Annotated in this window: 19 protein-coding genes; 18 read left to right on the forward strand and 1 reads right to left on the reverse strand. The window is 65.8% G+C overall.

The genetic code is table 11. From position 1 onward, the window contains the following. Window positions 1-80: 80 nt before the first annotated feature. Window positions 81-434 (forward strand): YciI family protein, encoded by a 354-nt coding sequence (locus FXB41_RS23765; RefSeq protein ID WP_219683419.1) that lies wholly within the window; start codon window positions 81-83, stop codon window positions 432-434. Continuing rightward, window positions 434-1,666, forward strand: a complete 1,233-nt coding sequence (locus tag FXB41_RS23770; RefSeq protein ID WP_219683511.1) for an RNA polymerase sigma factor — start codon at window positions 434-436, stop codon at window positions 1,664-1,666. Before FXB41_RS23765 ends, FXB41_RS23770 begins: the two co-directional genes overlap by 1 nt. A gap of 119 nt (window positions 1,667-1,785) precedes the next feature. Here the strand turns inward: FXB41_RS23770 and FXB41_RS23775 are convergent, their stop codons facing one another. Further along, entirely contained in the window at window positions 1,786-2,568 is a 783-nt protein-coding gene (locus FXB41_RS23775) for an N-acetylmuramoyl-L-alanine amidase (RefSeq protein ID WP_007600840.1), read from the reverse strand. Between the two features lie 523 nt (window positions 2,569-3,091). Here FXB41_RS23775 and rsmH point away from each other — a divergent pair. The 16 genes from rsmH to ftsZ all read left to right on the forward strand — a co-directional run bounded on the left by rsmH (window position 3,092) and on the right by ftsZ (window position 23,045). Then, the gene (gene rsmH, locus FXB41_RS23780; RefSeq protein WP_219683420.1) at window positions 3,092-4,081 is read left to right on the forward strand and encodes a 16S rRNA (cytosine(1402)-N(4))-methyltransferase RsmH; all 990 of its coding nucleotides are present in this window, start codon (window positions 3,092-3,094) and stop codon (window positions 4,079-4,081) included. Between the two features lie 3 nt (window positions 4,082-4,084). Then, a complete protein-coding gene (ftsL, locus tag FXB41_RS23785; protein WP_007600843.1) occupies window positions 4,085-4,477 on the forward strand; it encodes a cell division protein FtsL in 393 nt (130 codons plus the stop codon). Beyond that, the gene (locus tag FXB41_RS23790) at window positions 4,474-6,228 is read left to right on the forward strand and encodes a peptidoglycan D,D-transpeptidase FtsI family protein (protein ID WP_219683421.1); all 1,755 of its coding nucleotides are present in this window, start codon (window positions 4,474-4,476) and stop codon (window positions 6,226-6,228) included. The genes ftsL and FXB41_RS23790 overlap by 4 nt, the downstream gene beginning before the upstream one ends. An 84-nt stretch (window positions 6,229-6,312) precedes the next feature. Beyond that, on the forward strand, window positions 6,313-7,770 hold the full coding sequence (locus FXB41_RS23795) for a UDP-N-acetylmuramoyl-L-alanyl-D-glutamate--2,6-diaminopimelate ligase (RefSeq protein WP_219683422.1): 1,458 nt from the start codon (window positions 6,313-6,315) through the stop codon (window positions 7,768-7,770). Beyond that, a complete protein-coding gene (locus tag FXB41_RS23800; protein ID WP_219683423.1) occupies window positions 7,767-9,146 on the forward strand; it encodes a UDP-N-acetylmuramoyl-tripeptide--D-alanyl-D-alanine ligase in 1,380 nt (459 codons plus the stop codon). Before FXB41_RS23795 ends, FXB41_RS23800 begins: the two co-directional genes overlap by 4 nt. Window positions 9,147-9,311: 165 nt before the next feature. After that, window positions 9,312-10,415 carry a phospho-N-acetylmuramoyl-pentapeptide-transferase gene (gene mraY / locus FXB41_RS23805; RefSeq protein WP_007600847.1) on the forward strand — a complete coding sequence of 368 codons (1,104 nt, stop codon included), beginning with the start codon at window positions 9,312-9,314 and terminating at the stop codon, window positions 10,413-10,415. Window positions 10,416-10,422: 7 nt separating this feature from the next. After that, window positions 10,423-11,823, forward strand: a complete 1,401-nt coding sequence (murD, locus tag FXB41_RS23810) for a UDP-N-acetylmuramoyl-L-alanine--D-glutamate ligase (RefSeq protein ID WP_219683424.1) — start codon at window positions 10,423-10,425, stop codon at window positions 11,821-11,823. Window positions 11,824-11,858: 35 nt separating this feature from the next. Then, complete coding sequence (locus FXB41_RS23815) at window positions 11,859-12,077, forward strand: hypothetical protein (protein ID WP_219683425.1); 219 nt, start codon at window positions 11,859-11,861, stop codon at window positions 12,075-12,077. 210 nt (window positions 12,078-12,287) lie between these two features. Beyond that, window positions 12,288-13,439: a putative lipid II flippase FtsW gene (gene ftsW / locus FXB41_RS23820; RefSeq protein WP_018454238.1), complete on the forward strand. Its 1,152-nt coding sequence runs from the start codon at window positions 12,288-12,290 to the stop codon at window positions 13,437-13,439. 169 nt (window positions 13,440-13,608) lie between these two features. Continuing rightward, window positions 13,609-14,709 carry an undecaprenyldiphospho-muramoylpentapeptide beta-N-acetylglucosaminyltransferase gene (murG, locus tag FXB41_RS23825; protein WP_007600853.1) on the forward strand — a complete coding sequence of 367 codons (1,101 nt, stop codon included), beginning with the start codon at window positions 13,609-13,611 and terminating at the stop codon, window positions 14,707-14,709. Window positions 14,710-14,831: 122 nt separating this feature from the next. Beyond that, a complete protein-coding gene (gene murC, locus FXB41_RS23830) occupies window positions 14,832-16,235 on the forward strand; it encodes a UDP-N-acetylmuramate--L-alanine ligase (RefSeq protein ID WP_219683426.1) in 1,404 nt (467 codons plus the stop codon). 190 nt (window positions 16,236-16,425) lie between these two features. Then, complete coding sequence (gene murB, locus FXB41_RS23835; protein WP_219683427.1) at window positions 16,426-17,346, forward strand: UDP-N-acetylmuramate dehydrogenase; 921 nt, start codon at window positions 16,426-16,428, stop codon at window positions 17,344-17,346. A gap of 109 nt (window positions 17,347-17,455) precedes the next feature. Next, a complete protein-coding gene (locus FXB41_RS23840) occupies window positions 17,456-18,442 on the forward strand; it encodes a D-alanine--D-alanine ligase family protein (RefSeq protein ID WP_219683428.1) in 987 nt (328 codons plus the stop codon). Window positions 18,443-18,792: 350 nt separating this feature from the next. Continuing rightward, on the forward strand, window positions 18,793-19,833 hold the full coding sequence (locus FXB41_RS23845) for a cell division protein FtsQ/DivIB (protein WP_219683429.1): 1,041 nt from the start codon (window positions 18,793-18,795) through the stop codon (window positions 19,831-19,833). Beyond that, window positions 19,830-21,152: a cell division protein FtsA gene (ftsA, locus tag FXB41_RS23850; RefSeq protein ID WP_007600863.1), complete on the forward strand. Its 1,323-nt coding sequence runs from the start codon at window positions 19,830-19,832 to the stop codon at window positions 21,150-21,152. The genes FXB41_RS23845 and ftsA overlap by 4 nt, the downstream gene beginning before the upstream one ends. Before the next feature lie 87 nt (window positions 21,153-21,239). Continuing rightward, window positions 21,240-23,045, forward strand: coding sequence for a cell division protein FtsZ (ftsZ, locus tag FXB41_RS23855; protein ID WP_007600865.1), 1,806 nt, complete (start codon window positions 21,240-21,242; stop codon window positions 23,043-23,045). Window positions 23,046-23,195: the final 150 nt, after the last annotated feature.

Consider the following 23,195-nt stretch of genomic DNA (forward strand, 5'->3'; position numbering starts at 1 on the left):
ATTTATCCTGAAGATGTCGTTTGGTGTGTGTCCCGTTCGACTGGATGTCGGCGATCCCGCCGAACAACAGGAGTTAAGCAATGCAGTATCTGCTGCTGATCTACCGGAACGAAGCGAAATTGGTCAACATGTCCCCCGCGGACCGTCAGGCAGTGACGGCGGAATACGGCGCTTATACGCAGTCCATCGTCCAGAGCGGTCATTTCAAGGCTGGCGACGGACTTCAGCCGACCACGACGGCAACCACCGTGCGCGTGCGCGAGGGCAAGACCCTGACGACCGACGGCCCGTTCGCGGAAACCCGCGAGCAACTCGGCGGCTATTATCTGGTCGAGGCCAAGGATCTCGACACCGCCATTGCGCTAGCGGCGCGAATTCCCGAGGCCAGGGAAGGGTCGATCGAGGTCAGGCCCGTGATGATCTACAACAAGTGATCTCTCCTGCCGAGATCGACAGGATCTTCCGCGACGAGGCGGGGCGGGCGCTGGCCACGCTGATCCGCCTCGTCGGCGATTTCGATCTTGCCGAGGACGCGCTCCAGGACGCCTTTGCGGTGGCACTGGAGCGCTGGCCGGCGTGCGAGGTCCCCGACAATGCGCGTGCCTGGCTGGTCAATGTCGCCAGGCACAAGGCGATCGACCGTATCAGGCGCCAGGCCGTCTTCCGCGGCAAGGAGCAGGCGCTCGTCCACGAGCTCGAGCTGAACGCGCAAGCGCCCGCCGAGCCGCCGGCGACGCTCGACGACGATATGCTGCGGCTGATCTTCACCTGCTGCCATCCTGCATTTGCGCCCGAAGTCCAGGTCGCGCTGACGCTGCGCACCGTCTGCGGGCTCTCCACGGCGCAGGTCGCGCGCGCCTTCCTGGTCGGCGAAGAAGCCATGGCGCAGCGTCTGGTCCGCGCCAAACAGAAGATCCGACTCGCCGGCATTCCCTATGAGGTCCCCGAGCGCGACACGCTGGTGCCGCGGCTCGACGGTGTGCTTGCCGTGATCTATCTGGTCTTCACCGAAGGCTATGTGGCGACGTCGGGTGCGGATTTGATGCGGCCCGATCTTGCGGCCGAGGCGATCCGGCTTGGCCGCTTGCTCGACCGGCTGTTACCCGATCGCGCCGGGATCAAGGGCCTGCTGGCGCTAATGCTGCTGCACGATGCGCGCCGCGCAGGGCGCCAGACCGCCGCCGGCGACATCGTGCTGCTGGAAGAGCAGGATCGTTCGCGGTGGGACCATGCACAGATCGAGGAGGGTCTGCGCCTGGTCGACGACGCGCTGCGCGTGCCCGGCCGGCCGCAGCCCTACGCAGTACAAGCCGCGATCGCCGCGCTGCATGCGCGTGCGCCGAGCTATGAGCAGACAGACTGGCCGCAGATTGCCGGGCTCTACGAGGTCCTGCTGCGGATCAACCCATCTCCGGTGATCGAGCTTAACCACGCGGCGGCGGTGTCGATGGTCGATGGGCCCGCGCGCGCACTCGATCTCGTGGATGCGACCGCCGCACGCGGCGGGCTTCATGGCTACGAGCTGCTGCCAGCGGTGCGGGCGGATCTATTGCGGCGGCTCGGCCGCAATGAGGAGGCGCGCGAGGCCTATCGCGCGGCGACGGAAGCGACGCAGCTCGAGCCGCTGCGACGACTTTATGCGCGAAGGATGCGGGAGATGGAGTAGTCGCCACATACTCCGTCATTGCGAGGAGCGCTTGCGACGAAGCAATCCAGACTGCTTCCGCGGAGGCAGTCTGGATTGCTTCGCTTCGCTCGCAATGACGGGGTGCGTGGCAGTCGCCGTCACTTCGACGCGACCGTCGTTCCCTCCGCCGGCAAGCTTCCCAACAGTGCCTGCAAGGTCGACAGCGTCGAGTGATCCGCGACCCCATCCAGTCGCGCCGGGCGGAAATGGCGCTGGAACGCGGTGACGACTTCCATGGTCGCGCCGTCGTATTTGCCGGTGAGGGGAACGCCGTAGCCGTATCTGGCGAGCGCCTGCTGCAGGCTCAGCACCTCGTCGCTGATGGTGCCGAGCATCAGGCTCTCGCCGCGTACGACCGGCGCGGGCGTGACCCAGTGGCCGACCCCGGAATTGGCCAGCGAATGCCACGGAAATTTTTCGCCGGGATCTTTCTTGCGCGCAGGCGCCACGTCGGAATGGCCGAGAACCCGGTGCGCGGGCACCTTGCGGCGGAGCATGATGCCGCGGCACAGCGCGATCACGGCGGCGATCTGGCGCAGCGGAAACTCCGGATAGCCCCAATCGTGGCCGCGATTGACGATCTCGATCCCGATCGAGCAGGAATTGATGTCGTCCTCGCCGGACCAGGACGAGACGCCGGCATGCCAGGCACGCCTGGCCTCCGGCACGCATTGCACGATGCGGCCGTCCTCCAGCACGACATAATGTGCCGACACCTCGGTGCCAGCCGAGCAGAGCCGCGCCAGCGCACCTTCGACGTCGGGCATGCCGGTGTAATGCAGCACGATCATGTCGGGCTGCCGGCCCTTGTTGCGGTCGCCGTGGTTCGGTGAGGGGATGATGTCGGAGACGATCGAGGAATCCGGCTCGAACGTCCGCATGTTCGCGGCGGCCTTGGGAACCGGGAGAACGCGTTGACGCTTCGAATCAGATCCAGACGGCGTGGACGAACCGGACGACATAAACAGCTCGAGACAGACAGAGAGTGGGCCAAGCCCTTCTCTTTACTATTCCTTTACCCTCCACCGTGCGCAACCGCGCGACGAGGTTAACGGATGCATTTTGGCGCATGTGTGTGGATGAAGCATCACCGCCGCGTCAGCTTTTCGACTTGTCGCGAGCCGATCAACGCTTTCTTAACGCTAAGGGCCGTTACTGAGAGATGAAGAGCCGACCCGCGTCCGGAGGCGGCCAAAGCGTATTTTGGCTCGAAATCCCATGGCTGCCCGACAAATTCCAAAGGGAATACTGGGTTGGTGGCCCGGGACGATCGGGCACGGTAACCATGCTGGACGGGGATTGGGTCGTGGAACCGCCGCGACGCGGAATCATTCGAGGCGTTATGAGCTTGTTCGTCCCCGATCTCACTTGGGAGTCCGGCGGGGCGATCGGCAGGCTTGGCGCATGAGCTCGGCTCCGCACATCCCCGTTCTTGGCCGTGAGGCCATCGACCACCTCGCCCCACGCGAGGGCGGCCTTTACATCGACGCGACCTTTGGCGCGGGCGGCTACAGCCGCGCGATCCTCGACATGCCGGGAACCCGGGTGATTGCCATTGATCGCGACCGTACTGCGATCGCAGGCGGCGCCGAGCTGGTCGAACGCTCGGCGGGCCGGCTGACGCTGGTTGAAGATCGCTTCTCCAACCTCGCCGAAATCTGCGCGGCTCAAGGCGTCGATGGCATCGACGGCGTCGTGATGGACGTCGGGGTGTCCTCGATGCAGCTCGACCAGGCCGGCCGCGGCTTCTCGTTCCGCCTCGATGGTCCGCTCGACATGCGGATGGGGCAGGCGGGCCCGACTGCGGCCGATGTCGTCGCGCGCGCCTCGGAAGGCGATCTCGCCGACATCATCTATCTCCTCGGCGAAGAGCGGCAGTCGCGCCGGATCGCCCGCGCCGTCGTCGCCGACCGGCAGGAGACGCCGTTCACGACCACACGCGCGCTCGCCGATCTCGTCGGCAGGGTGGTTCGTTCCAAGCCTGGCGATATTCACCCGGCGACGCGGACGTTCCAGGCCCTGCGCATCTTCGTCAACGAAGAGCTCGAGGAACTCCAGAACGCACTCATCGCCGCCGAGCGTGTGCTCAAGCCGGGCGGTCGCCTCGTGGTCGTCTCGTTCCATTCGCTGGAAGACCGCATCGTCAAGAATTTCTTCGTCGAGCGCAGCAAGACAGGTGGCGGCTCACGCCATTTGCCGGAAGTGTCTCAGGCGGTGCCGAGCTTCCAGCTGCTGACGCGGCGGCCGGTGATCGCGGGCGAGGACGAAGTCGCGCATAACCCGCGCGCGCGCTCTGCAAAACTGCGCGCCGCCGAACGCACCTCGGCGCCCGCGCATGACGATCGCGAGCAATCGTCCTGGCCAAAACTCTCCGACGTCATGAGAGGTGGCTAGCGCATGCGCTTCATCCACCTGCTCGTCATTGGCGCGCTGATCTTCGCGGCGGCCTATGTCTATAGGATCAAGATGGACTCCACGGCGCGCACCGAAAAGGTGCTGCGGCTGCATGCGGAGATCCGCGAGCAGCGCGATGCGATCGCGGCGCTGCGCTCCGAATGGGCGAAGCTCGATGCGCCGCTGCGCCTGCAGGGCCTGTCCGACCGGCATCTGCAGCTCAAGCCGGTCAACGGCACGCAATATGATTCACTGAAGAACTTGCCCGAGCGTCCGCCGCGGATGTTCAGGCCGGGCGAGCCGGATCCGATCGGCGCCATGCTCAATACCATCGAAGCCGCCAGCGATCCCGATAACGTGACGGGCTCCGTGCCTCAGCCCGAGGACAAGCCATGAGTGCTGTGACCCCGGCCAAACCTGTAGGAAAGCCGACCGAGCCCTGGCGGCAACGGCTGATCCGCAGTCTGCTGTACGGGCGCAACGTCGATCGCGCCGCCAAGGCGCGGGCGCGCGTCGGCCTGGCGATGCTCGCCTTCGGCGCGGTCTACGCCCTGATCGGCGGCCGGCTCGTGATGTTCGCGATCGGCGCCGACGCCCACGGCGCGCGCCGCGCCGCGGCACAGGAGGTGGTCGCGACCGCGCGGCCCGACATCGTCGATCGCAACGGCGCGATCCTCGCGACCGACGTCAAGGCGTCGAGCCTGTTCGGCGAGCCGCGCCGCATCATCGACAAGGACGAGGCGATCGAGCTTCTGACCGCCACCGTGCCCGACCTCGATGAGGCCGAGGTGCGCGAGCGCCTGAAGACGCGCAAGGGCTTCGTCTGGCTCAAGCGCGAGATTACGGCGAAGCAGCAGCAGGATATCCACAAGCTCGGCATTCCCGGCATCGGCTTCCTGCGCGAGAACAAGCGCGTCTATCCTACCGGCAACGAGGTCGCCCACCTCATCGGTCTCGTCAACATCGACAACCAGGGCATCGCCGGCATGGAGAAGTGGCTCGACAATCAGGGGCTCGCCGATCTCCACCGCGCGGGCTTTGCCACCGACCGGCTGCAAAAGCCGATCGAGCTCTCGGTCGATCTGCGCGTCGAGCACGCACTGCGTGACGAGCTCCTGAAGGCCAAGGAGAAATACCACGCCAAGGCCGCCTCCGGCATCGTCTCCAACGTCAAGACCGGAGAGATCGTGGCGATGGTCTCCCTGCCGGACTTCGATCCCAACAATCCGAAGGAAGCGCACGACCCCGACCGCATCAATCGCCTGACCACCGGCGTCTACGAGATGGGCTCGACCTTCAAGGCGTTTACGCTGGCGATGGCGCTCGATTCCGGCAAGATTAATTTGAACTCGATGTGGGATGCACGGGGGAACCTGCACTACGGCAAGTTCACCATCCATGACAGCCATTCGCTCGGACGTTTCATCAACACCAAGGAAGTGTTCTATTACTCCTCCAACATCGGCGCCGCGCGGATCGCGCTCGGCCAGGGAGTCGAGGCGCACAAGGCGTTCCTGGCCAAGATGGGCCAGTTGACGCGGCTGCGCACCGAGCTGCCCGAGAGCGCGGCGCCGCTGGTGCCGCGCCGCTGGAGCGAGCTGAACACGGTCACCATCGCGTTCGGCCAAGGCCTGTCGGTGGCGCCGCTCCAGGCGGTGATGGGCATCAACGCGCTGATGAACGGTGGCTACTTGATTCCCCCGACATTCATGAAGCGAAGCGAAGCTGAAGCGGCGGCGATGGCCAAGCGCGTGATCAAGCAAGAGACCAGCGACAAGATGCGGTATCTGATGCGGCTCAATGCGGAGGTCGGGTCGGCGCGACAAGCGGACGTCAAGGGCTATTATGTTGGCGGCAAGACCGGCACGTCCGAGAAAGTCATCAATGGCCGCTACGCCAAGAAGCGGGTGCTCAACTCCTTCACGGCGATCATGCCCTCCGACAATCCAAAGTATCAGATCCTGGTGATGCTGGACGAGCCACAGGCCCTGCCCGAAACCCATGGTTTCATCACCTCGGGCTGGAACGCGGTGCCGACCGGCGGCAAGGTGATCGAGCGGATCGCGCCGCTTCTGGGTGTCGAGCCGCGGTTTGACCTGCCGCCGTCCGACCGCCTTATTCTTGCAGCATCCAGGACAACCCAGTAATCAACCGGGTGGGCCGTTGCCGCTGCTGAGTCGGGATTTCCCTGGAGATTCGGCGATCCGGTCCGACATGTCGACTGGAAGACCATGAAGCTGCGCGACCTCCTAGGCAATGACGCCGCAATCGAGCCCGCCGTCGCGGCCCTCGATGTGACCGGCGTTGCCCTCGACAGCCGCGCGGTCAGGCGGGGCGATCTCTTCTTCGCACTTGCGGGCAGCAAGACCGACGGTGCGCGCTTCGTCGATGCCGCGATTGCCGCAGGCGCGGTGGCGGTTGTCGGCGACCATGTGCCTGATGGCTGCAAGGTGCCGTTCATCACGGTGGCCAATCCGCGCCGCGCGCTGGCGCTGGCCGCGGCAAGATTTTTTCCCGCGCAGCCCGCGACAATTGCGGCGGTGACCGGTACCAGCGGCAAGACCTCGGTGGCCGCATTCACCCGGCAGATCTGGGAGCGGCTCGGGCACGCCTCCGCCAGCATCGGAACCATCGGCCTCGTTTCGCCGAAGCGCACCGTCTACGGCTCGCTGACGACGCCCGACCCGATCGCGCTGCACCGGCAGCTCGACGAGATCGCGCGCGAGGGCGTCACGCATCTCGCCTTCGAGGCCTCCTCGCACGGGCTCGACCAATATCGCCTCGACGGCGTGCGCGTGTCCGCCGGCGGCTTCACCAATCTCTCGCGCGACCACATGGATTACCACCCGACCGTCGCGCATTACCTCGGGGCCAAGCTCAGGCTGTTCCGCGAACTTGTCCCGCCGGGAGGCGCGGCCGTGATCTCCGCCGATCATGATTGCTCGGCGGAGGCGATCGATGCGGCAAGGTCGCGCGGCTTGCGCGTGATGGCGGTCGGTCGCAACGGCGACGGGGCAGGCTACGGCATTCGTCTCGCCGGTGCGGAGGTCGAAGGGTTTTCGCAAGTGCTGGCGCTCGAACATCGCGGCAAGCGGTACGCGATCCGGCTGCCGCTGGTCGGCGAATTCCAGATCGAGAACGCGCTGGTGTCGGCCGGCCTCGCCATCGGCACCGGCAGCGACCCGGCAGACGTGTTCGCGAGCCTCGAAGGTCTCGAAGGCGCCAAGGGGCGGCTCGAGCGCGTTGGCGAGCGCAACGGCGCGCCGATCTTCGTCGACTACGCGCACAAGCCTGATGCGCTGGCTAAGGCGCTGCAGGCGCTGCGTCCCTACGCCAGGCGCAGGCTGGTCGTCGTGTTCGGCGCCGGCGGCGACCGCGATGCCGGCAAGCGTCCGATCATGGGCGAGATCGCGGCCGGCAACGCCGACGGAATCATCATCACCGACGACAATCCGCGCAGCGAGAAGCCGGAATCGATCCGCGCCGAAATCCTCGCCGCCGCCAAGGGCGCTCGCGAAATCGGCGACCGGGCCGTTGCGATCCGCACCGCGATCGAGGAATTGCAAGATGGCGATGCGCTGCTCATCGCCGGCAAGGGCCACGAGACCGGGCAGATTGTCGGCGGAGAGGTTTTGCCCTTCAGTGATCACGAGGCGGTCGCCGCCGCACTAGCGTCGAGGATTGCATGAGCGCGCCCATATGGACGGTGGCCGAAGTGGCGCGCGCGCTGGGCGCTGCCGGATCGTTCCCGGACACGCCGATCGACTTCATCACCCAGGACAGCCGGCTGGTGAAACCGGGCAGCCTGTTCGTCGCGCTGAGCGGCACGCCGAGCGGCGGGTTCATCTCGGCCTTCGCCAGCGCGCGTGACGGCTGGGAGTTTGCGGACAAGGCGGAAGCTTCCGGCGCGGTCGCGATGATCGTGCCGCACGAGATCGCGGGCATCCGTATTCCCCAGATCGTCGTCAAGGACACGCTGATCGACGGTCTCTGGGGTCTAGCGCGCGCGGCACGCGCGCGCTTCAATGGGCCGGTGATCGGGCTCACCGGCAGCGCGGGCAAGACCAGCACCAAGGAATTCCTCGCGGCCTACCCCAATGCCTATGCCAGCCCGTCGAGCTTCAACAATTTCTGGGGCGTGCCGTTGACGCTGTGCAATGCGCGGCCGGATGCCAGTCTCTGGGTCGTCGAGATGGGCATGAACCAGGCCGGCGAGATCGCGCGGCTCAGCGAACTGACGCGGCCGACGGTCGCGCTCGTCGTGAACGTCCAGCCGGTGCATCTGGAGAAGCTCGGCTCGCTCGAAGCCATCCGCCGCGAGAAGGTGTCGATTGCACTCGGCCTGCCCGCGGAAGGCGTGCTGGTGCTGCCCGCCGGGATCAAGGCGCCGGACTGGAAGGGCAAGGTCATACGCTTCGGCGAGAAAGCCGAGGTGCACGAGGTCGCGCACGCGCCGCATGGCGACAGCTGGCAGGTCGTGGCCGCGCTGGGCAAGAAGGAGATCGCGTTCAGCCTGACGCCGGGCGCGCCGCACCGAGTCCAGAATGCGCTCGCCGCGCTCGCTTCGATCCGTGCGGCGAATCTCGATGCGGCGACGCTTGCGATCAAGCTCGACCGGGTCGGCATCATGACCGGCCGTGGCGTCGAGCAGGCGGTCGGCGGCATCACCGTGATCGACGACAGCTTCAACGGCAATCCGGCCAGCGTGGCTGCCGCGCTGCAAAGCCTGCAGGCGCGCAACACGACCGGCGGCCGCCGCATTGCGGTACTCGGCGACATGCTGGAGCTGGGCGACGGCGCGCCGGCCTATCACACCGATCTCGCCAGGCATCTCGACGGCATCGACGGCGTCTATTGCGTCGGGCCCCTGATGCGTCACCTGTTCGAGGTGCTTCCAGCAGGCAAGGGTCTCGGCTGGCACGACGACCCCGTCACGCTGAAGCCGGGCGAGGTCGCAAATCTGCTGAGGGCAGGCGATGTCGTGGTTGTCAAGGGCAGCAAGAAGATGTTCTGGGTCAACAAGTTTGTGCCGGGCCTAGTGGCCGCCTTGCAGGCAAGGGCGTAAACTGCTTGGAAGGCGCTGTTCCCGAATCCCACTCTTTCCGGCGCGAAGCCGTCCGGTTTTCTTTAGAGGTCGCCCGACCCCAGGATGAAGACCAGCGAATGCGCGTGAGGCAGGTTGATAAGGCCAAGATCAAGGCGCGTGCAAAGGCGCCATAGGACCGTCTGAATGTTTTACTGGCTGATCGAGCTCTCCAACACATTTCCGGGCTTCGGTGCCGTTCGCACCTTCCTGAACGTCTTCCGCTACATCACCTTCCGCACCGGCGGCGCCGTCGTCACCGGCGCGCTGTTCGTGTTCCTGTTCGGGCCCTGGATCATCGACCATCTGCGGATCCGGCAGGGCAAGGGGCAGCCGATCCGGGCCGATGGTCCGCAATCGCATCTCGCCAAGAAAGGCACGCCCACCATGGGCGGGCTGATGATCCTGTCCGGCCTCACGGTCGGCACGGTGCTGTGGGCCAATCCGCTCAACCCTTACGTCTGGATCGTACTGGCGGTGACGCTCGGTTTCGGCTTCGTCGGCTTCTATGACGATTATCTCAAGGTGACCAAGCAGACCACGACCGGCTTCGGCAGCAAGCTTCGCCTGCTGATCGAGGCGGCGATCGCGCTGGTTGCCTGCTACGCGCTGGTACGGCTGAACCGCGATCCCGCGTCGACCGCGCTGACGATTCCGTTCCTGAAGGACACCGTGCTGCATTTCGGCTGGTTCTTCGTCGTGTTCGGTGCCTTCGTCATCGTCGGCGCCGGCAACGCGGTGAACCTCACCGACGGTCTCGACGGCCTTGCCATTGTGCCCGTGATGATCGCGACGGCGAGCTTTGCGATGATCGCCTATCTCGCCGGCAACGCGGTGTTCGCCGACTATCTCCAGATCAAATATGTCGCGGGCACCGGCGAGCTCGCCGTGCTCTGCGGCGCGCTGCTGGGCGCGGGCCTCGGCTTCCTCTGGTTCAACGCGCCGCCGGCCTCGATCTTCATGGGCGATACCGGCTCGCTCGCGCTCGGCGGCATGCTGGGTGCGATCGCGGTGGCGGTGAAGCACGAGATCGTGCTCGCGGTGATCGGTGGCCTGTTCGTGCTGGAGGCGGTCTCCGTCATCGTGCAGGTGGTGTCGTTCAAGATGACGGGAAAGCGCATCTTCCGGATGGCGCCGATTCATCACCATTTCGAGCAGCTCGGCTGGACCGAGCCGCAGATCGTGATCCGGTTCTGGATCATCTCGGTGATGCTGGCGCTCGCCGGCCTGTCCACGCTGAAGCTGCGGTGAGAGCTCGATGATCCCCGTCACGTCCTTTGCCGGCAAGACGGTCGCGGTGTTCGGCCTCGGCGGCTCGGGGATCGCGTCCTGCCACGCGCTGAAGGCCGGCGGTGCCGAGGTGATTGCGGCCGACGACAGCGCCGAGAATGTCGCCAAGGCTGCGCAAGCGGGCTTCATCACGGCTGATCTACGCAACGTCTCCTGGGCGAATTTCGCCGCACTTGTGCTCGCGCCCGGCGTGCCGCTGACCCACCCGGTGCCGCATTGGAGCGTGCTGAAGGCGCGCGAGGCCGCTATCGAGGTGATCGGCGACATCGAGTTGTTCTGCCGCGAGCGGCGCCGCCACGCGCCGGATGCGCCGTTCGTCGCCATCACCGGCACCAACGGCAAATCGACCACGACGGCTTTGATCGCGCACCTGACCAAAGTGGCCGGCTATGACACCCAGATGGGCGGCAATATCGGCACCGCGATCCTGTCGCTGGAGCCGCCGGGCATGGGCCGCGTCCACGTCATCGAGATGTCGTCCTACCAGATCGACCTCACGCCCTCGCTCGATCCCTCCGTCGGCATTCTGCTCAATGTCAGCGAGGACCACATCGATCGCCACGGCACCATCGCGCATTACGCTGCGGTGAAGGAACGCCTCGTTGCCGGTGTGCAGGCCGGCGGCACCGCGATCGTCGGCGTCGACGACGGTTTTTGCCGCGATATCGCCGACCGGCTCGATCGCACCGGCAAGAACGTCGTGCGCATCTCGGTCAGGAATCCGCTGGCCAGCGGCATCCATGTCGAGCATGGCAATATCGTGCGGACCTCCGGTGGTGCCCGCAGCGAAGTCGCCAAGCTCGGCGGCATCGGTTCTCTGCGCGGTCTGCACAATGCTCAGAACGCGGCGTGTGCGGCCGCCGCCGCGCTCGCGATGGGCATCAGCCTCGATGTCTTGCAGAACGGCCTGCGCAGCTTCCCGGGCCTCGCACATCGCATGGAGCAGGTCGGCCGCCGCGGCAACGTGCTGTTCGTCAACGACTCCAAGGGCACCAATGCGGACGCTACCGCGCACGCATTGTCGTCCTTTCCGGACATCTTCTGGATCGCGGGCGGCAAGCCGAAGGCCGGCGGAATCACCGGCCTCACCGGCTATTTCCCGCGCATCCGAAAAGCCTATCTGATCGGCGAGGCCGCGCAGGAGTTTGCCGGCACGCTCGGCACGCAGGTGCCGCACGAGATCAGCCAGACCCTCGACGTCGCGGTCGAGCAAGCCGCACGCGATGCGGAGGCGTCGGACATCGCTGACGCGGTCGTCCTGCTGTCACCCGCGTGCGCCTCGTTCGACCAGTATCGCAATTTCGAGATCCGCGGCACCAAGTTCCGCGAGCTGGTGCAGGCGCTGCCTGGCGTGAAGCCGGTGGTGTGACGGTTTATAACCCGACGCGCTGAGAGGGTGATGAGGTGACGATGCAGGTTGCCACAATTTGTTTTCCTGATCGCGATTCCGGAGATGACGCCGTCGTAGTGGTACGCACTGCTGGCGAGGTCGCCGGCCTCGCGCTGTCCCTCAGAAAGAACGGAGACATTGAGGTCTTCTTCGGTGCGCAAGAGCTCGACCAGCTCATCGAAGCGCTGGAGAGGACTCGCAGTTTGCTTTCGGATAGGAAGTCGCCGGTATGATGACCTTCGTGTCCCGGACGCGGTGCGGCACGAAGTGACGCTCCGCAGAGCCGGGACCCAGAAGCCTGCTGGGCCCCGGCTCAGCAGCGCACCGCAAGGGCGTTGCGCTGCGTCCGGGGCACGACTCCCGAAAACTTCATCGATTCCCTTAACCCCCCGGTAACCAACCTCGGCGACCAATGGACCGACCTCTGTCCGAAAGCGGCCGCCATGCTCTCCCGTGAAGAACGCACCCCCTTTTCCGAGTGGTGGTGGACCGTCGACAAGCCGCTGATGGGGGCCATCCTGGCGCTGATGCTGACCGGTGTGATCCTGTCGCTGGCGGCGAGCCCGCCCGTTGCGACCCGCATCGGGCTCGATCCCTTCCACTTCTTCAGCCGCCACGTGCTGTTCCTGGTGCCGTCCTGCATCGTGCTGCTCGGGGTCTCCTTCCTGTCGCCGCGCGCGATCCGCCGCAGCGCGCTGATCATCTTCGCGGTCAGCATCGTCCTGATCGTGCTGACGCTCGCGATCGGCCCCGAAGTAAAGGGCTCGCGGCGCTGGATCACGCTGCTTGGCCTCAACATCCAGGCCTCCGAAATCGCAAAACCGTCGTTCGTCGTCATGGCCGCCTGGCTGTTCGCGGAATCCACCAGGCGGCCAGAAATGCCGGCGACCTCGATGGCGCTGGTGCTGCTCTTGATGCTGGTTTCGCTTCTGGTGATGGAGCCGGATTTCGGCCAGACCATGCTGATCCTGATGGTGTGGGGCTCGCTGTTCTTCATCGCGGGCATGCGGATGATCTGGGTGTTCGGGCTCGCCGGCCTCGGCGCCGCCGGACTGTTCAGCGCCTATCTGTTCGTGCCGCACGTCGCCGGCCGCATCAAACGCTTCATGAATCCGGCCTCGGGCGACACCTTCCAGGTCGATACCGCCATGGAGGCTTTCTACAACGGCGGCTGGTTCGGGCTCGGACCGGGCGAGGGTATCGCCAAGCGCAGCCTGCCGGACAGCCACACCGACTTCGTGTTCGCGGTTGCCGCCGAAGAGTTCGGCATCATCCTGTGCCTGGCGATGCTGGCACTGTTTGCCTTCGTTGTCATCCGCACGCTGTCGCGCGCCTATGCCAATGAGGACATGTTCTCGCGCTTTGCGGCCTCGGGGCTTGCGATCCTGTTCGGCGTGCAGGCCGCGATCAACATGTCGGTCAATCTCCAGCTCATCCCCGCCAAGGGCATGACGCTGCCCTTCATCTCCTATGGCGGCTCCTCGATCGTGTCGCTGGCCTATGGTGTCGGCATGATGCTGGCGCTGACGCGGCTGCGCCCGCGCACCGAGGTCGAGGCGAGCGGCCACGCCGAGGCGATGCGCAGCTACGCGTGATTGCTCTCGTGTCCCGGACAAGCGAAGCGCAGATCCGGGACCCAGAATGCCGCAGCCATGGGCCCCGGTTCAGCAGCGCACCACGCCGCGAAGGGCGGCGCGCTGCGCTGCGCCCGGGGCACGAGCACCGGCTCGCAATGGCGGAAAAGTCCCTGTAAAACTCCTCTCCATGGACACCTCCCCCCTGATTCTTCTCGCCGCGGGCGGCACCGGCGGCCATCTGTTTCCGGCCGAGGCGCTCGGCGTCGAGCTGATCCGGCGCGGATTCCGTGTCCGCCTCGTCACCGACGAGCGCGCGCTGCGCTACAGTGGGCTGTTCACCAAGGACATGATCGACGTCGTCTCGAGCGAGACTGCGCGTGGACGCAATCCGCTGCAGCTCGCCTATGCCGGCCTGACGCTCGCGGCCGGCACGCTGTCCGCCTACAGCTTGATCAAGCGATTGAAGCCGGTCGCTGTCGTCGGCTTCGGTGGCTATCCGACGCTGCCGCCGCTGGTCGCGGCAAAATTCGCGGGCGTGCCCGGCATCATCCATGACGCCAATGCGGTGCTCGGCCGCGCCAACCGGTTCCTGTCGAGCCGCGTCCGCGCCATCGCCACTTCATTGCCTGGCGTGCTCGATCGCGATCCGGCGCTATCAGGCAAGACCACGACGGTCGGCACGCCGATGCGTCCGGCGATTCTCGCCGCAGCTGGCGTGCCATACGCTGCGCCTGAAGTGAACGGCCCGCTGCGGCTGCTCGTCGTTGGGGGCAGCCAGGGCGCGCGCATCATGGCCGACATCGTTCCGGGCGCGATCGAGCGCCTCGAGCCCGCACTGTGGGGCCGGCTCGTCCTCACCCAGCAGGTGCGTGACGAGGACATGGCGCGCGTGCGTGCGGTCTACGACAGGCTGAAGATCAAGGCCGAGCTTGCGCCGTTTTTCACCGATCTACCGGCACGGCTGGCCTCCAACCATCTGGTGGTGTCGCGCTCAGGCGCGGGCACCGTGGCCGAACTCGCCGCGATCGGGCGGCCCTCGATCCTGGTGCCGCTACCGGGCGCGATCGACCAGGACCAGTTCGCCAATGCCGGCGTGCTGGCCAAAGTCGACGGTGCGATCCGCATTCCGCAGACCGAGTTTTCCTCCGATCGCCTCGCCGCCGAGATCTCCGCCTTCGCCGCCGAGCCCGCGCGCCTTGCCACCATGGCGCAGGCCGCCCGCGGCGCCGGCCGGCTCGATGCGGCTGAGCGGCTGGCCGATCTGGTGGCCAAAATCGCGGGAATCTGACGCGAAAAAGCCCTTGTCTTCGCCTTCTAAAGCGGGGCATCCAGTAGGAAAGGCGCGCGGCTGATTTGCCGTGACCTTCGCCAGATGCCGCCTTCTCCGGCGGCGAGGTCAGGGAATAGAGCATGAGACTGCCGCGCGAGATCGGACCCATCCACTTCGTCGGGATCGGCGGGATCGGCATGAGCGGCATCGCCGAAGTGCTGCTCAATCTCGGCTATTCCGTGCAGGGGTCCGACGCCTCCGACAATTACAATCTTGACCGCCTGCGCAAGAACGGCGCGAGGGTCTCGGTCGGCCACAAGGCGGAGAACGTCGACGGCGCCGAGGTCGTCGTGGTCTCCACCGCGATCAAGCGCGACAATCCGGAACTGACCGCGGCGCGCGAACGGCGTATCCCTGTGGTGCGCCGCGCCGAGATGCTGGCCGAGCTGATGCGGCTGAAGAGCTGCGTTGCCATCGCCGGCACCCACGGCAAGACCACCACGACCACGATGGTCGCGACGCTGCTCGACGCCGGCGGCCTCGATCCCACCGTGATCAACGGGGGCATCATCAACGCCTACGGCTCCAACGCACGTCTCGGTGCGGGCGACTGGATGGTAGTCGAAGCCGACGAGAGCGACGGCACGTTCCTGAAGCTGCCGACCGAGGTCGCGATCGTCACCAATGTCGATCCCGAGCATCTCGATCACTTCAAGACCTTCGAGGCGGTGCAGGACGCGTTCCGGCATTTCGTCGAGAACCTGCCGTTCTACGGCTTTGCCGTGATGTGCATCGACCATCCCGTGGTGCAGACTCTTGTCGGCAGAATCGAGGATCGGCGCATCATCACCTATGGCGAGAATCCGCAGGCCGATGTGCGCTTCGTCGACCTCACCCCGATGGGCGGCGGATCGAAGTTCAAGGTTGCCTTCCGCGATCGCAAGACGGGCGCCGTGCACGAGATCTCCAATCTCATGCTGCCGATGCCGGGACGCCACAATGCCTCCAACGCGACGGCCGCGATTGCGGTCGCGCGCGAGCTCGGCGTGTCGGACGAGGCAATCCGCAAGGCGATCGCCGGCTTCGGCGGCGTCAAGCGCCGCTTCACCAAGACCGGAGAATGGAACGGCGTCACCGTCATCGACGATTACGGCCATCATCCGGTCGAGATCGCGGCGGTGCTGAAGGCGGCGCGGGAATCCACCAACGGCAAGATCGTCGCCGTCGTGCAGCCGCATCGCTATACCCGTCTGCAGTCGCTGTTCGAGGAATTCTGCACCTGCTTCAACGACGCCGATGCGGTGATCGTCGCCGAGGTCTACGCAGCAGGCGAGACGCCGATCGAGGGCATCGACCGCGACCATTTCGCCGCGGGCCTGCGCGCCCACGGCCACCGCGAGGTCATCCCGCTGCCGACGGCGTCCGATCTCGCTGGCATCGTCAAGGGCGTGGCGAAGTCGGGCGATCTCGTCGTGTGCTTAGGGGCCGGCAACATCACGCAATGGGCCTATGCCTTGCCCGGCGAGTTGAAGGCGCTGGAATGATGATGCTGAGGGGCCCGCAGTCAGCCGCACGGCAAGCTGCGCTCCCTCCCCCCTTGTGGGGGAGGGCGGGGGAGAGGGGTGGCCGCGAACTCCGATCTCGCTTGGGGCTACCCCCCTCCCTGACCCTCCCCCACAAGGGGGGAGGGAACGGAAGAAGTGTGCGCTCCTCACCCGCAGTGAGCATGCTCGCATGAGCTTCCCCGACATCACACCCGACCTCAAAGCCGCGATGCCCGATCTTCGCGGTCGGCTGCTGGCGAACCAGTCGCTGGCCGAGCTCACCTGGTTTCGCGTCGGCGGTCCGGCGCAGGTGCTGTTCACGCCGGCGGACGAGGACGATCTCGCTTATTTCCTCGCGCATCTCGCAAGCGACATTCCGGTCTATGTCGTTGGCGTCGGCTCCAACCTGATCGTGCGCGACGGCGGCATGGCGGGCGTGGTGGTCCGTCTGGCGCCGCGCGCCTTTGGCGAGGCGAACGCGAGCGGCGATGTCGTCACTGCGGGCGCGGCCGCGCTTGACAAGCGCGTGGCGGAAGTCGCCGCGTCGGCCAACATCGGTGGGCTCGAATTCTATTTCGGCATTCCCGGCACGATCGGCGGCGCGCTGCGCATGAACGCGGGCGCCAATGGCGGCGAGACCAGGGACGTATTGATCGAGGCCCGAGGCGTCGGGCGCGACGGCACGAAGCACGTCTTCTCCAATGCCGACATGAAGTTCGTCTACCGCAACAGCGGCGTCGATCCCTCGATCATCTTCACCTCCGCGCGTTTCCGCGGCGAGATCAGGGATGCCGACGCGATCCGCGCACGCATGGCGGAAGTGCAAACCCATCGCGAGACCGCGCAGCCGATCCGCGAGAAGACCGGCGGCTCGACCTTCAAGAATCCGCCCGGCCATTCCGCCTGGAAGCTGGTCGACGCCGCCGGCTGCCGCGGCCTGCGCGTCGGCGGGGCCGAGGTCTCCGAGATGCACTGCAATTTCCTGATCAACACGGGCAATGCCACCGCGCACGACATCGAGACGCTGGGCGAGACCGTGCGTGAACGGGTGAAGACGAATTCCGGAATTGAGCTACACTGGGAAATCAAGCGGATTGGAATTTCCACGTGAGTGTCATTCCGGGGCTCGCGAAGCGAGAGCCCGGAATCTCGAGATTCCGGGTTCGATGCTTCGCATCGCCCCGGAATGACGAACACAGACAGGTGACGGACCAAAGAACATGCGCATCACCATCCTCTTCGGCGGCTCCAACCGCGAACGTCTGGTTTCGGTCGCTTCAGCCCAGGCGCTGCATCAGGCGCTGCCCGAGGCCGATCTCTGGTGGTGGGACGTCGAGGACAAGGTGCATGTCGTGCAGTCCAGACAGCTGCTCGAACATGCCCGCCCGTTCGAGGACGAGTTCAAGCCGGGCACGTCAGGCATTCCGCTGGAGCGGGCGCTCGACCAGGCCAGGGCGGAGAACCGCGTGCTGGTGCTCAGCCTGCATGGCGGGCGTGCCGAGAACGGCGAATTGCAGGTGATGTGCGAAGCGCGCGGCGTGCCTTTCACCGGTTCGGGCTCGGCCTCCTCGCATCTCGCGTTCGACAAGTTCGCGGCCAAGCATTTCGCCACGCTTAGCGGCGTGACGCCGCCGGCCAACATTGCGCTGGACCAGATCGACGAGGCCTTCGCCGAGTACGGCCGGCTGATCGCAAAGCCTGCGAGGGATGGCTCGAGCTACGGCCTGATCTTCGTCAACGCCAGGCAGGATCTCGTCGCCGTCCGCAATGCCGCGAAGCACGAAGAGTACGTGATCGAACCTTACATCGCCGGCGTCGAGGCGACCTGCGGCGTGCTGGAGCGGCCGGACGGCACGATCATGTCGCTGCCGCCGATCGAGATCATTCCGGGCGAGGGCAGTTTCGACTACGCGGCGAAATATCTTTTGAAGTCGACCCAGGAGATCTGTCCCGGCCGCTTCGCACCCGAAATCACCGCCGCACTGAAGCAGCAGGCGATGCTGGCGCACCGGGCGATGTCGTGTACCGGCTATTCCCGTTCGGATTTCATCGTCTCGGACAAGGGGCTGATCTATCTCGAAACCAACACGCTGCCCGGGCTGACCAAGTCCTCGCTCTACCCCAAGGCGCTGAAGGCCGAGGGCATCGCGTTCGTCGACTTCCTGCGCGGCCTGGTCGAGCTCGCTGTGGCCGGTGTGCGAAAATAATTAGGACTGGTTAACGGCCGAACCGGCGAAACGGCCGGTTTTGGAACCCAAAACCGGTAAAATGCCGGATATTGCGGCATAAATGCCTCACAGGCCTGGGCAAAAAGCTCACGTCGTTAACGAACTTTACCTTTTGTTTACCAGGACGTCCGAAGGTTAACGCTGGCGGCGTATATGACGCTTTGGCTGCCGGCGCGTGGACCGTTGCGGGTGTTGTCACCTCCGGCGAACGCTCTGAAGGGGAGAGGTTTTCTTCTGCTGAAGACCAGCACCCGGCCCGGCAAGTCCGAGACGTCATGTTCGCCAGGACCCGCGCGATGTCGCGGGCAAACTGTTGACGAGCTCGTGCAATGGATGGAGCAGGAAGCCTCACTCGGTCGCTTTTCAGATCGCTGAGGCCCCAAGCTGACCTGAAGGCGGCCGCTATCGGAGCGGTCGTGCTTCTGCGCGAGTGGGTGCAGGACAAGCGTCTGGAACGAGTTCACGGCGCGCGTGCTGCAGCCGAGGAAAAGATTAAAACCAAAGCCCGGGCCAAAGCCGTCATCGAACGCGAGCCTCCGCCGCGGTTGGTCGCGCTGGTCGAGCGCTATCTGCCGCGCCGGGTCGGGATCAGCATGACGGTGCTGCTCCTGATCGGAAGCTGCGGCTTCGGTATCGTCAAAGGCGGCCATCTCCAGGATTTCATCACGGCGGTCAACGACACCCGTAACGCGCTGGCCAATTCCGCCGGCTTCCGCATCACCTCCGTCGTGATCAACGGCCGCAAGCAGCTCAGCCAGGACGAGATCCTTGCGATCGGCGGCGTCAGCGGCCGATCCTCGCTGCTGTTCCTCGACGCCGACGCCGTGCGCGACAAGCTCAAGGCCAATCCCTGGATCGCGGATGCGACCGTGCTGAAGCTGTATCCCGGCCAGCTCATGATCGAGCTCACCGAGCGCAAGGCGTTCGCACTGTGGCAGGAGGCCGGCCGGCTCTCCGTCATCGCCGATGACGGCGCCGTGCTCGAACCCTATGTCTCGCGCCGCTTCCTGTCGCTGCCGCTCGTGGTCGGCAAGGGTGCCGAGACGCAGGCTCGCGATTTCCTCGCTTTGCTGGCGCGCTATCCGCAGGTCAATTCCATCACCAAGGCCGCGATCTTCGTCGGGGAGCGGCGCTGGAACCTGAGGCTCAAGGACGGCCTGGACATCCGCCTGCCCGAACAAGACGTCGGCAACGCGCTTGCGATGCTGTCCAGGCTCGACAAGGAGGACAAGCTGTTCTCCCGCGACATCGTCGCGGTCGACCTGCGCCTGCCCGATCGGCTGGTGGTGCAGCTGTCCGAGGACGCCGCCAAGGCGCGCGACGATTTGTTCAAGGACAAGAAGAAGAAAAAGGCCGGGGACGCTGCATGACCGGTCTTGATCGCACCCAGACACCGAAGACGCGCCCGATGCCGCACAAGCGCGGCGGCCTCGTCGCCTGCCTCGACATCGGCACCAGCAAAATCGCCTGCATGATCGCGCGGCTGAAGCCGTCGGCGCCGAGCGAAGCCCTGCGCGACCGGACCCATGCGGTGGAGCTGATCGGCTACAGCCAGATCCAGTCCCGCGGCATGAAGGCCGGCGCCGTGATCGATCTCGGCGAATGCGAGCAGGCGGTGCGACAGGCCGTCGGGCTTGCGGAGAAAATGGCCAAGGTGCGGGTCGAGTCCGTGCTGCTGTCGGTGTCCGGCGGCCGGCTCTCCGGTCAGCTGGTCGAAGCTGCGGCCGACATCCGCGGCGGCGCCGTGACGCCGGCCGATGTCAGCCGGGTCACCTCCACCGGCATGCGCCACGCCACCGGCGAAGGCCGCACCGTGCTGCACGCGCTGCCGATCGGCTACACGCTCGACGGCGTCAAGGGCATCCGCGATCCCCGCGGGATGGTCGCGCATCAGTTCGGCATCGACATGAATGTCGTCACTTGCGACGCCACGGTGGCGCGGAACCTGATGCTGGCGGTGGAACGCTGCCACATCAACGTCGAAGCCATGGCGGCAAGTCCCTATGTGGCAGGCTTGTCGGTGCTGACCGACGACGAGGCCGACCTCGGCGCTGCCGTCGTCGAGATGGGCGCGGGCACCACCACGATCGCGGTCTTTTCCGGCGGCCGCTTCGTGCATGCCGCGGGTTTTGCGGTCGGCGGGCAACACATCACGATGGATCTGGCGCGCGGACTCTCCGCGACCATTGCCGATGCCGAGCGAATCAAGACGTTATACGGGACCGTCATCACCGGCGGATCGGACTCGCGTGAGCTGATGTCTGTACCGACAGCCGGTGACGAGCAGGATCTGCCGCAGATCGTCTCCCGCGCTACCATCGCCAACATCGTCAAGCATCGTGCCGAGGAAGTCTTCGAAATGGTTCGGGACAAGCTGAAGGATTCGCCCTTCGCCTCGGAGCCCAACGGCCGCGTCGTGCTCTCAGGCGGGGCCTCGCAGCTCACCGGTCTCGTTGAGCTCGGAACGCAGATTCTCGGCCGGCCCGTGCGGGTCGGACGTCCGCTCGGTTTCGGCCGGCTGCCCAACGAGGCGAAGAACGCCGCCTTCGCGGTGCCGGCCGGACTGCTCGTCTACCCGCAATATGTTCACCACGAACATGTCGAACCGCGGCATACGCGGCAGCAGGTCAGGACGGGGACCGGCGGGTATTTCGGAAAGGTCGGACGATGGCTACGCGAGGGCTTCTGATGACTCCTTCCCGCAATATTCGATTTTCACCAACTCCCGCGGCCGCCGGCCGGGGCGAACCCACGCGCGCGTGATCGAGAGGCAAACATGACCATCAGCATCAATGTTCCTGATATTCACGAACTGAAGCCCCGCATCACCGTGTTCGGCGTCGGCGGCGCCGGTGGTAACGCCGTCAACAATATGATCACGGCGGGCCTCCAGGGCGTCGACTTCGTGGTCGCCAACACCGACGCGCAGGCGCTGACGATGTCGAAGGCGCAGCGCATCGTGCAGATGGGCACGGCGGCCACGCAAGGGTTGGGCGCAGGTTCGCAGCCGGTCGTCGGCGCGGCCGCAGCCGAAGAGGTGATGGACGAGCTCCGCGACCATCTCTCGGGCGCCAACATGGTGTTCGTCACCGCCGGCATGGGCGGCGGCACCGGCACCGGTGCGGCTCCCGTGATCGCCAAGATCGCGCGCGAGATGGGCATCCTCACCGTCGGCGTCGTGACCAAGCCCTTCCACTTCGAGGGCGGCCGCCGCATGCGCACCGCGGAAGCGGGCATCAACGAGCTGCACAAGGTCGTCGATACGCTGCTGATCATCCCGAACCAGAACCTGTTCCGGGTCGCCAACGAGAAGACCACCTTCGCCGACGCCTTCGCGATGGCCGACCAGGTGCTCTATTCGGGCGTTGCCTGCATCACCGACCTCATGGTGAAGGAAGGCCTGATCAATCTCGACTTCGCCGACGTCCGCGCCGTCATGCGCGAGATGGGCAAGGCGATGATGGGCACGGGCGAAGCCTCCGGCGACAAGCGCGCGCTGACCGCCGCCGAAGCCGCGATCGCCAACCCGCTGATCGACGATAGCTCGATGAAGGGCGCCAAGGGCCTCCTGATCTCCATCACCGGCGGCAAGGATCTCACTTTGTTCGAGGTCGACGAAGCTGCGACCCGCATCCGCGAGGAAGTCGACCAGGACGCCAACATCATCGTCGGCGCCACCTTCGACGAAGCCCTCGACGGCCTGATCCGCGTCTCGGTCGTCGCGACCGGCATCGAACAGGCCGCGATCGCGCGCAACAGCCAGGCCACCAGCGCTCCCGTCGCGAATCCTGCTCCGCAGGCGCAGCAGGCTCCCGCTGCTCCGGCCGCGGCTGCCGAGAGCCGTCTTGCCGATCTGACCGCACGGCTGCGCGCCGACAATCAGCGCATGGCCGAGCGCGCCCAGAAGTTCGAAGCGCAGACCCCGGCCGCCGGAACGGGTCAGTTTGCCGCCGCTCCCACGGCTCCGCGTCCGAACGTAGAGCGCGCTGCGCTTGCCGCCATCGCCGCCGCCGTTGCCGACGTACCGCAGGCTCCCGCGCCGATGCAGACCTATGGCGACGTCACCGTGCGGCCGATCGCGCAGAAGCCCACGCTGTTCCCGGAGCCCGAGCAGGCGCCGATGGCCATGCATGAGCCCATGACGCCGGAAACCTTCATCCCGCCGCAGGCCGAGCGTGCGCCGGTCCGCACACCGCGGATGCCGCGGATCGAGGAACTTCCGATGCCGGCCCAGGCTGAGCTTCGCCAGGCCCGCGGCGAGGTCGAGGAAGAGACCCCGCAGAAGACCCGGCTGTCGCTGCTGCAGCGCCTCGCCAATGTCGGCCTCGGCCGTCGTGACGAGGAGAGCGAAGCGCCGATCGCGGCCCGCACCGCCGGTCCCGCGATGCCGCCGTTGCCCGATCGCCGCCCCCAGAAGACCGTGGCGCAGCAAATCGCTTCCGCCGAGCCGGTGTCCGAGTATGCCCGTCGTCCCGCGCCGCAGGGCCTGGACATGCACGGCCGTCCCGCGCCTGTTGCCCCGGCGCCACAGGGAGACGACCATCTTGATATCCCGGCCTTCCTGCGACGGCAGGCGACCTGAGGACGTTACAATAAGGCAGACGAAAAAAGGTCCCGGCGGGAAGCTTGCCGGGACCTTTTCTTTTGCCCCGTGCATACCCGGATTGCGTAGCCAAGCAACTGATTTTAAATAATTAATTACATATTCGATGGTTCAGTAAAACTACCGAAA

Source organism: Bradyrhizobium canariense (assembly GCF_019402665.1).
GTDB lineage: Bacteria > Pseudomonadota > Alphaproteobacteria > Rhizobiales > Xanthobacteraceae > Bradyrhizobium > Bradyrhizobium canariense.

What these genes read in the sequence shown, in the direction of transcription:
- ftsZ (WP_007600865.1), top strand. Translation starts at nt 21,240, where the DNA reads ATGACCATCAGCATCAATGTTCCTGATATTCACGAACTGAAGCCCCGC.
- murB (WP_219683427.1), top strand. Translation starts at nt 16,426, where the DNA reads ATGAGCTTCCCCGACATCACACCCGACCTCAAAGCCGCGATGCCCGAT.
- FXB41_RS23775 (WP_007600840.1), bottom strand. Translation starts at nt 2,568, where the DNA reads ATGCGGACGTTCGAGCCGGATTCCTCGATCGTCTCCGACATCATCCCC.
- murD (WP_219683424.1), top strand. Translation starts at nt 10,423, where the DNA reads ATGATCCCCGTCACGTCCTTTGCCGGCAAGACGGTCGCGGTGTTCGGC.
- ftsA (WP_007600863.1), top strand. Translation starts at nt 19,830, where the DNA reads ATGACCGGTCTTGATCGCACCCAGACACCGAAGACGCGCCCGATGCCG.
- ftsL (WP_007600843.1), top strand. Translation starts at nt 4,085, where the DNA reads ATGCGCTTCATCCACCTGCTCGTCATTGGCGCGCTGATCTTCGCGGCG.
- mraY (WP_007600847.1), top strand. Translation starts at nt 9,312, where the DNA reads ATGTTTTACTGGCTGATCGAGCTCTCCAACACATTTCCGGGCTTCGGT.
- FXB41_RS23840 (WP_219683428.1), top strand. Translation starts at nt 17,456, where the DNA reads ATGCGCATCACCATCCTCTTCGGCGGCTCCAACCGCGAACGTCTGGTT.
- FXB41_RS23800 (WP_219683423.1), top strand. Translation starts at nt 7,767, where the DNA reads ATGAGCGCGCCCATATGGACGGTGGCCGAAGTGGCGCGCGCGCTGGGC.
- ftsW (WP_018454238.1), top strand. Translation starts at nt 12,288, where the DNA reads ATGCTCTCCCGTGAAGAACGCACCCCCTTTTCCGAGTGGTGGTGGACC.
- rsmH (WP_219683420.1), top strand. Translation starts at nt 3,092, where the DNA reads ATGAGCTCGGCTCCGCACATCCCCGTTCTTGGCCGTGAGGCCATCGAC.
- FXB41_RS23845 (WP_219683429.1), top strand. Translation starts at nt 18,793, where the DNA reads ATGGATGGAGCAGGAAGCCTCACTCGGTCGCTTTTCAGATCGCTGAGG.
- FXB41_RS23790 (WP_219683421.1), top strand. Translation starts at nt 4,474, where the DNA reads ATGAGTGCTGTGACCCCGGCCAAACCTGTAGGAAAGCCGACCGAGCCC.
- FXB41_RS23795 (WP_219683422.1), top strand. Translation starts at nt 6,313, where the DNA reads ATGAAGCTGCGCGACCTCCTAGGCAATGACGCCGCAATCGAGCCCGCC.
- FXB41_RS23765 (WP_219683419.1), top strand. Translation starts at nt 81, where the DNA reads ATGCAGTATCTGCTGCTGATCTACCGGAACGAAGCGAAATTGGTCAAC.
- murG (WP_007600853.1), top strand. Translation starts at nt 13,609, where the DNA reads ATGGACACCTCCCCCCTGATTCTTCTCGCCGCGGGCGGCACCGGCGGC.
- murC (WP_219683426.1), top strand. Translation starts at nt 14,832, where the DNA reads ATGAGACTGCCGCGCGAGATCGGACCCATCCACTTCGTCGGGATCGGC.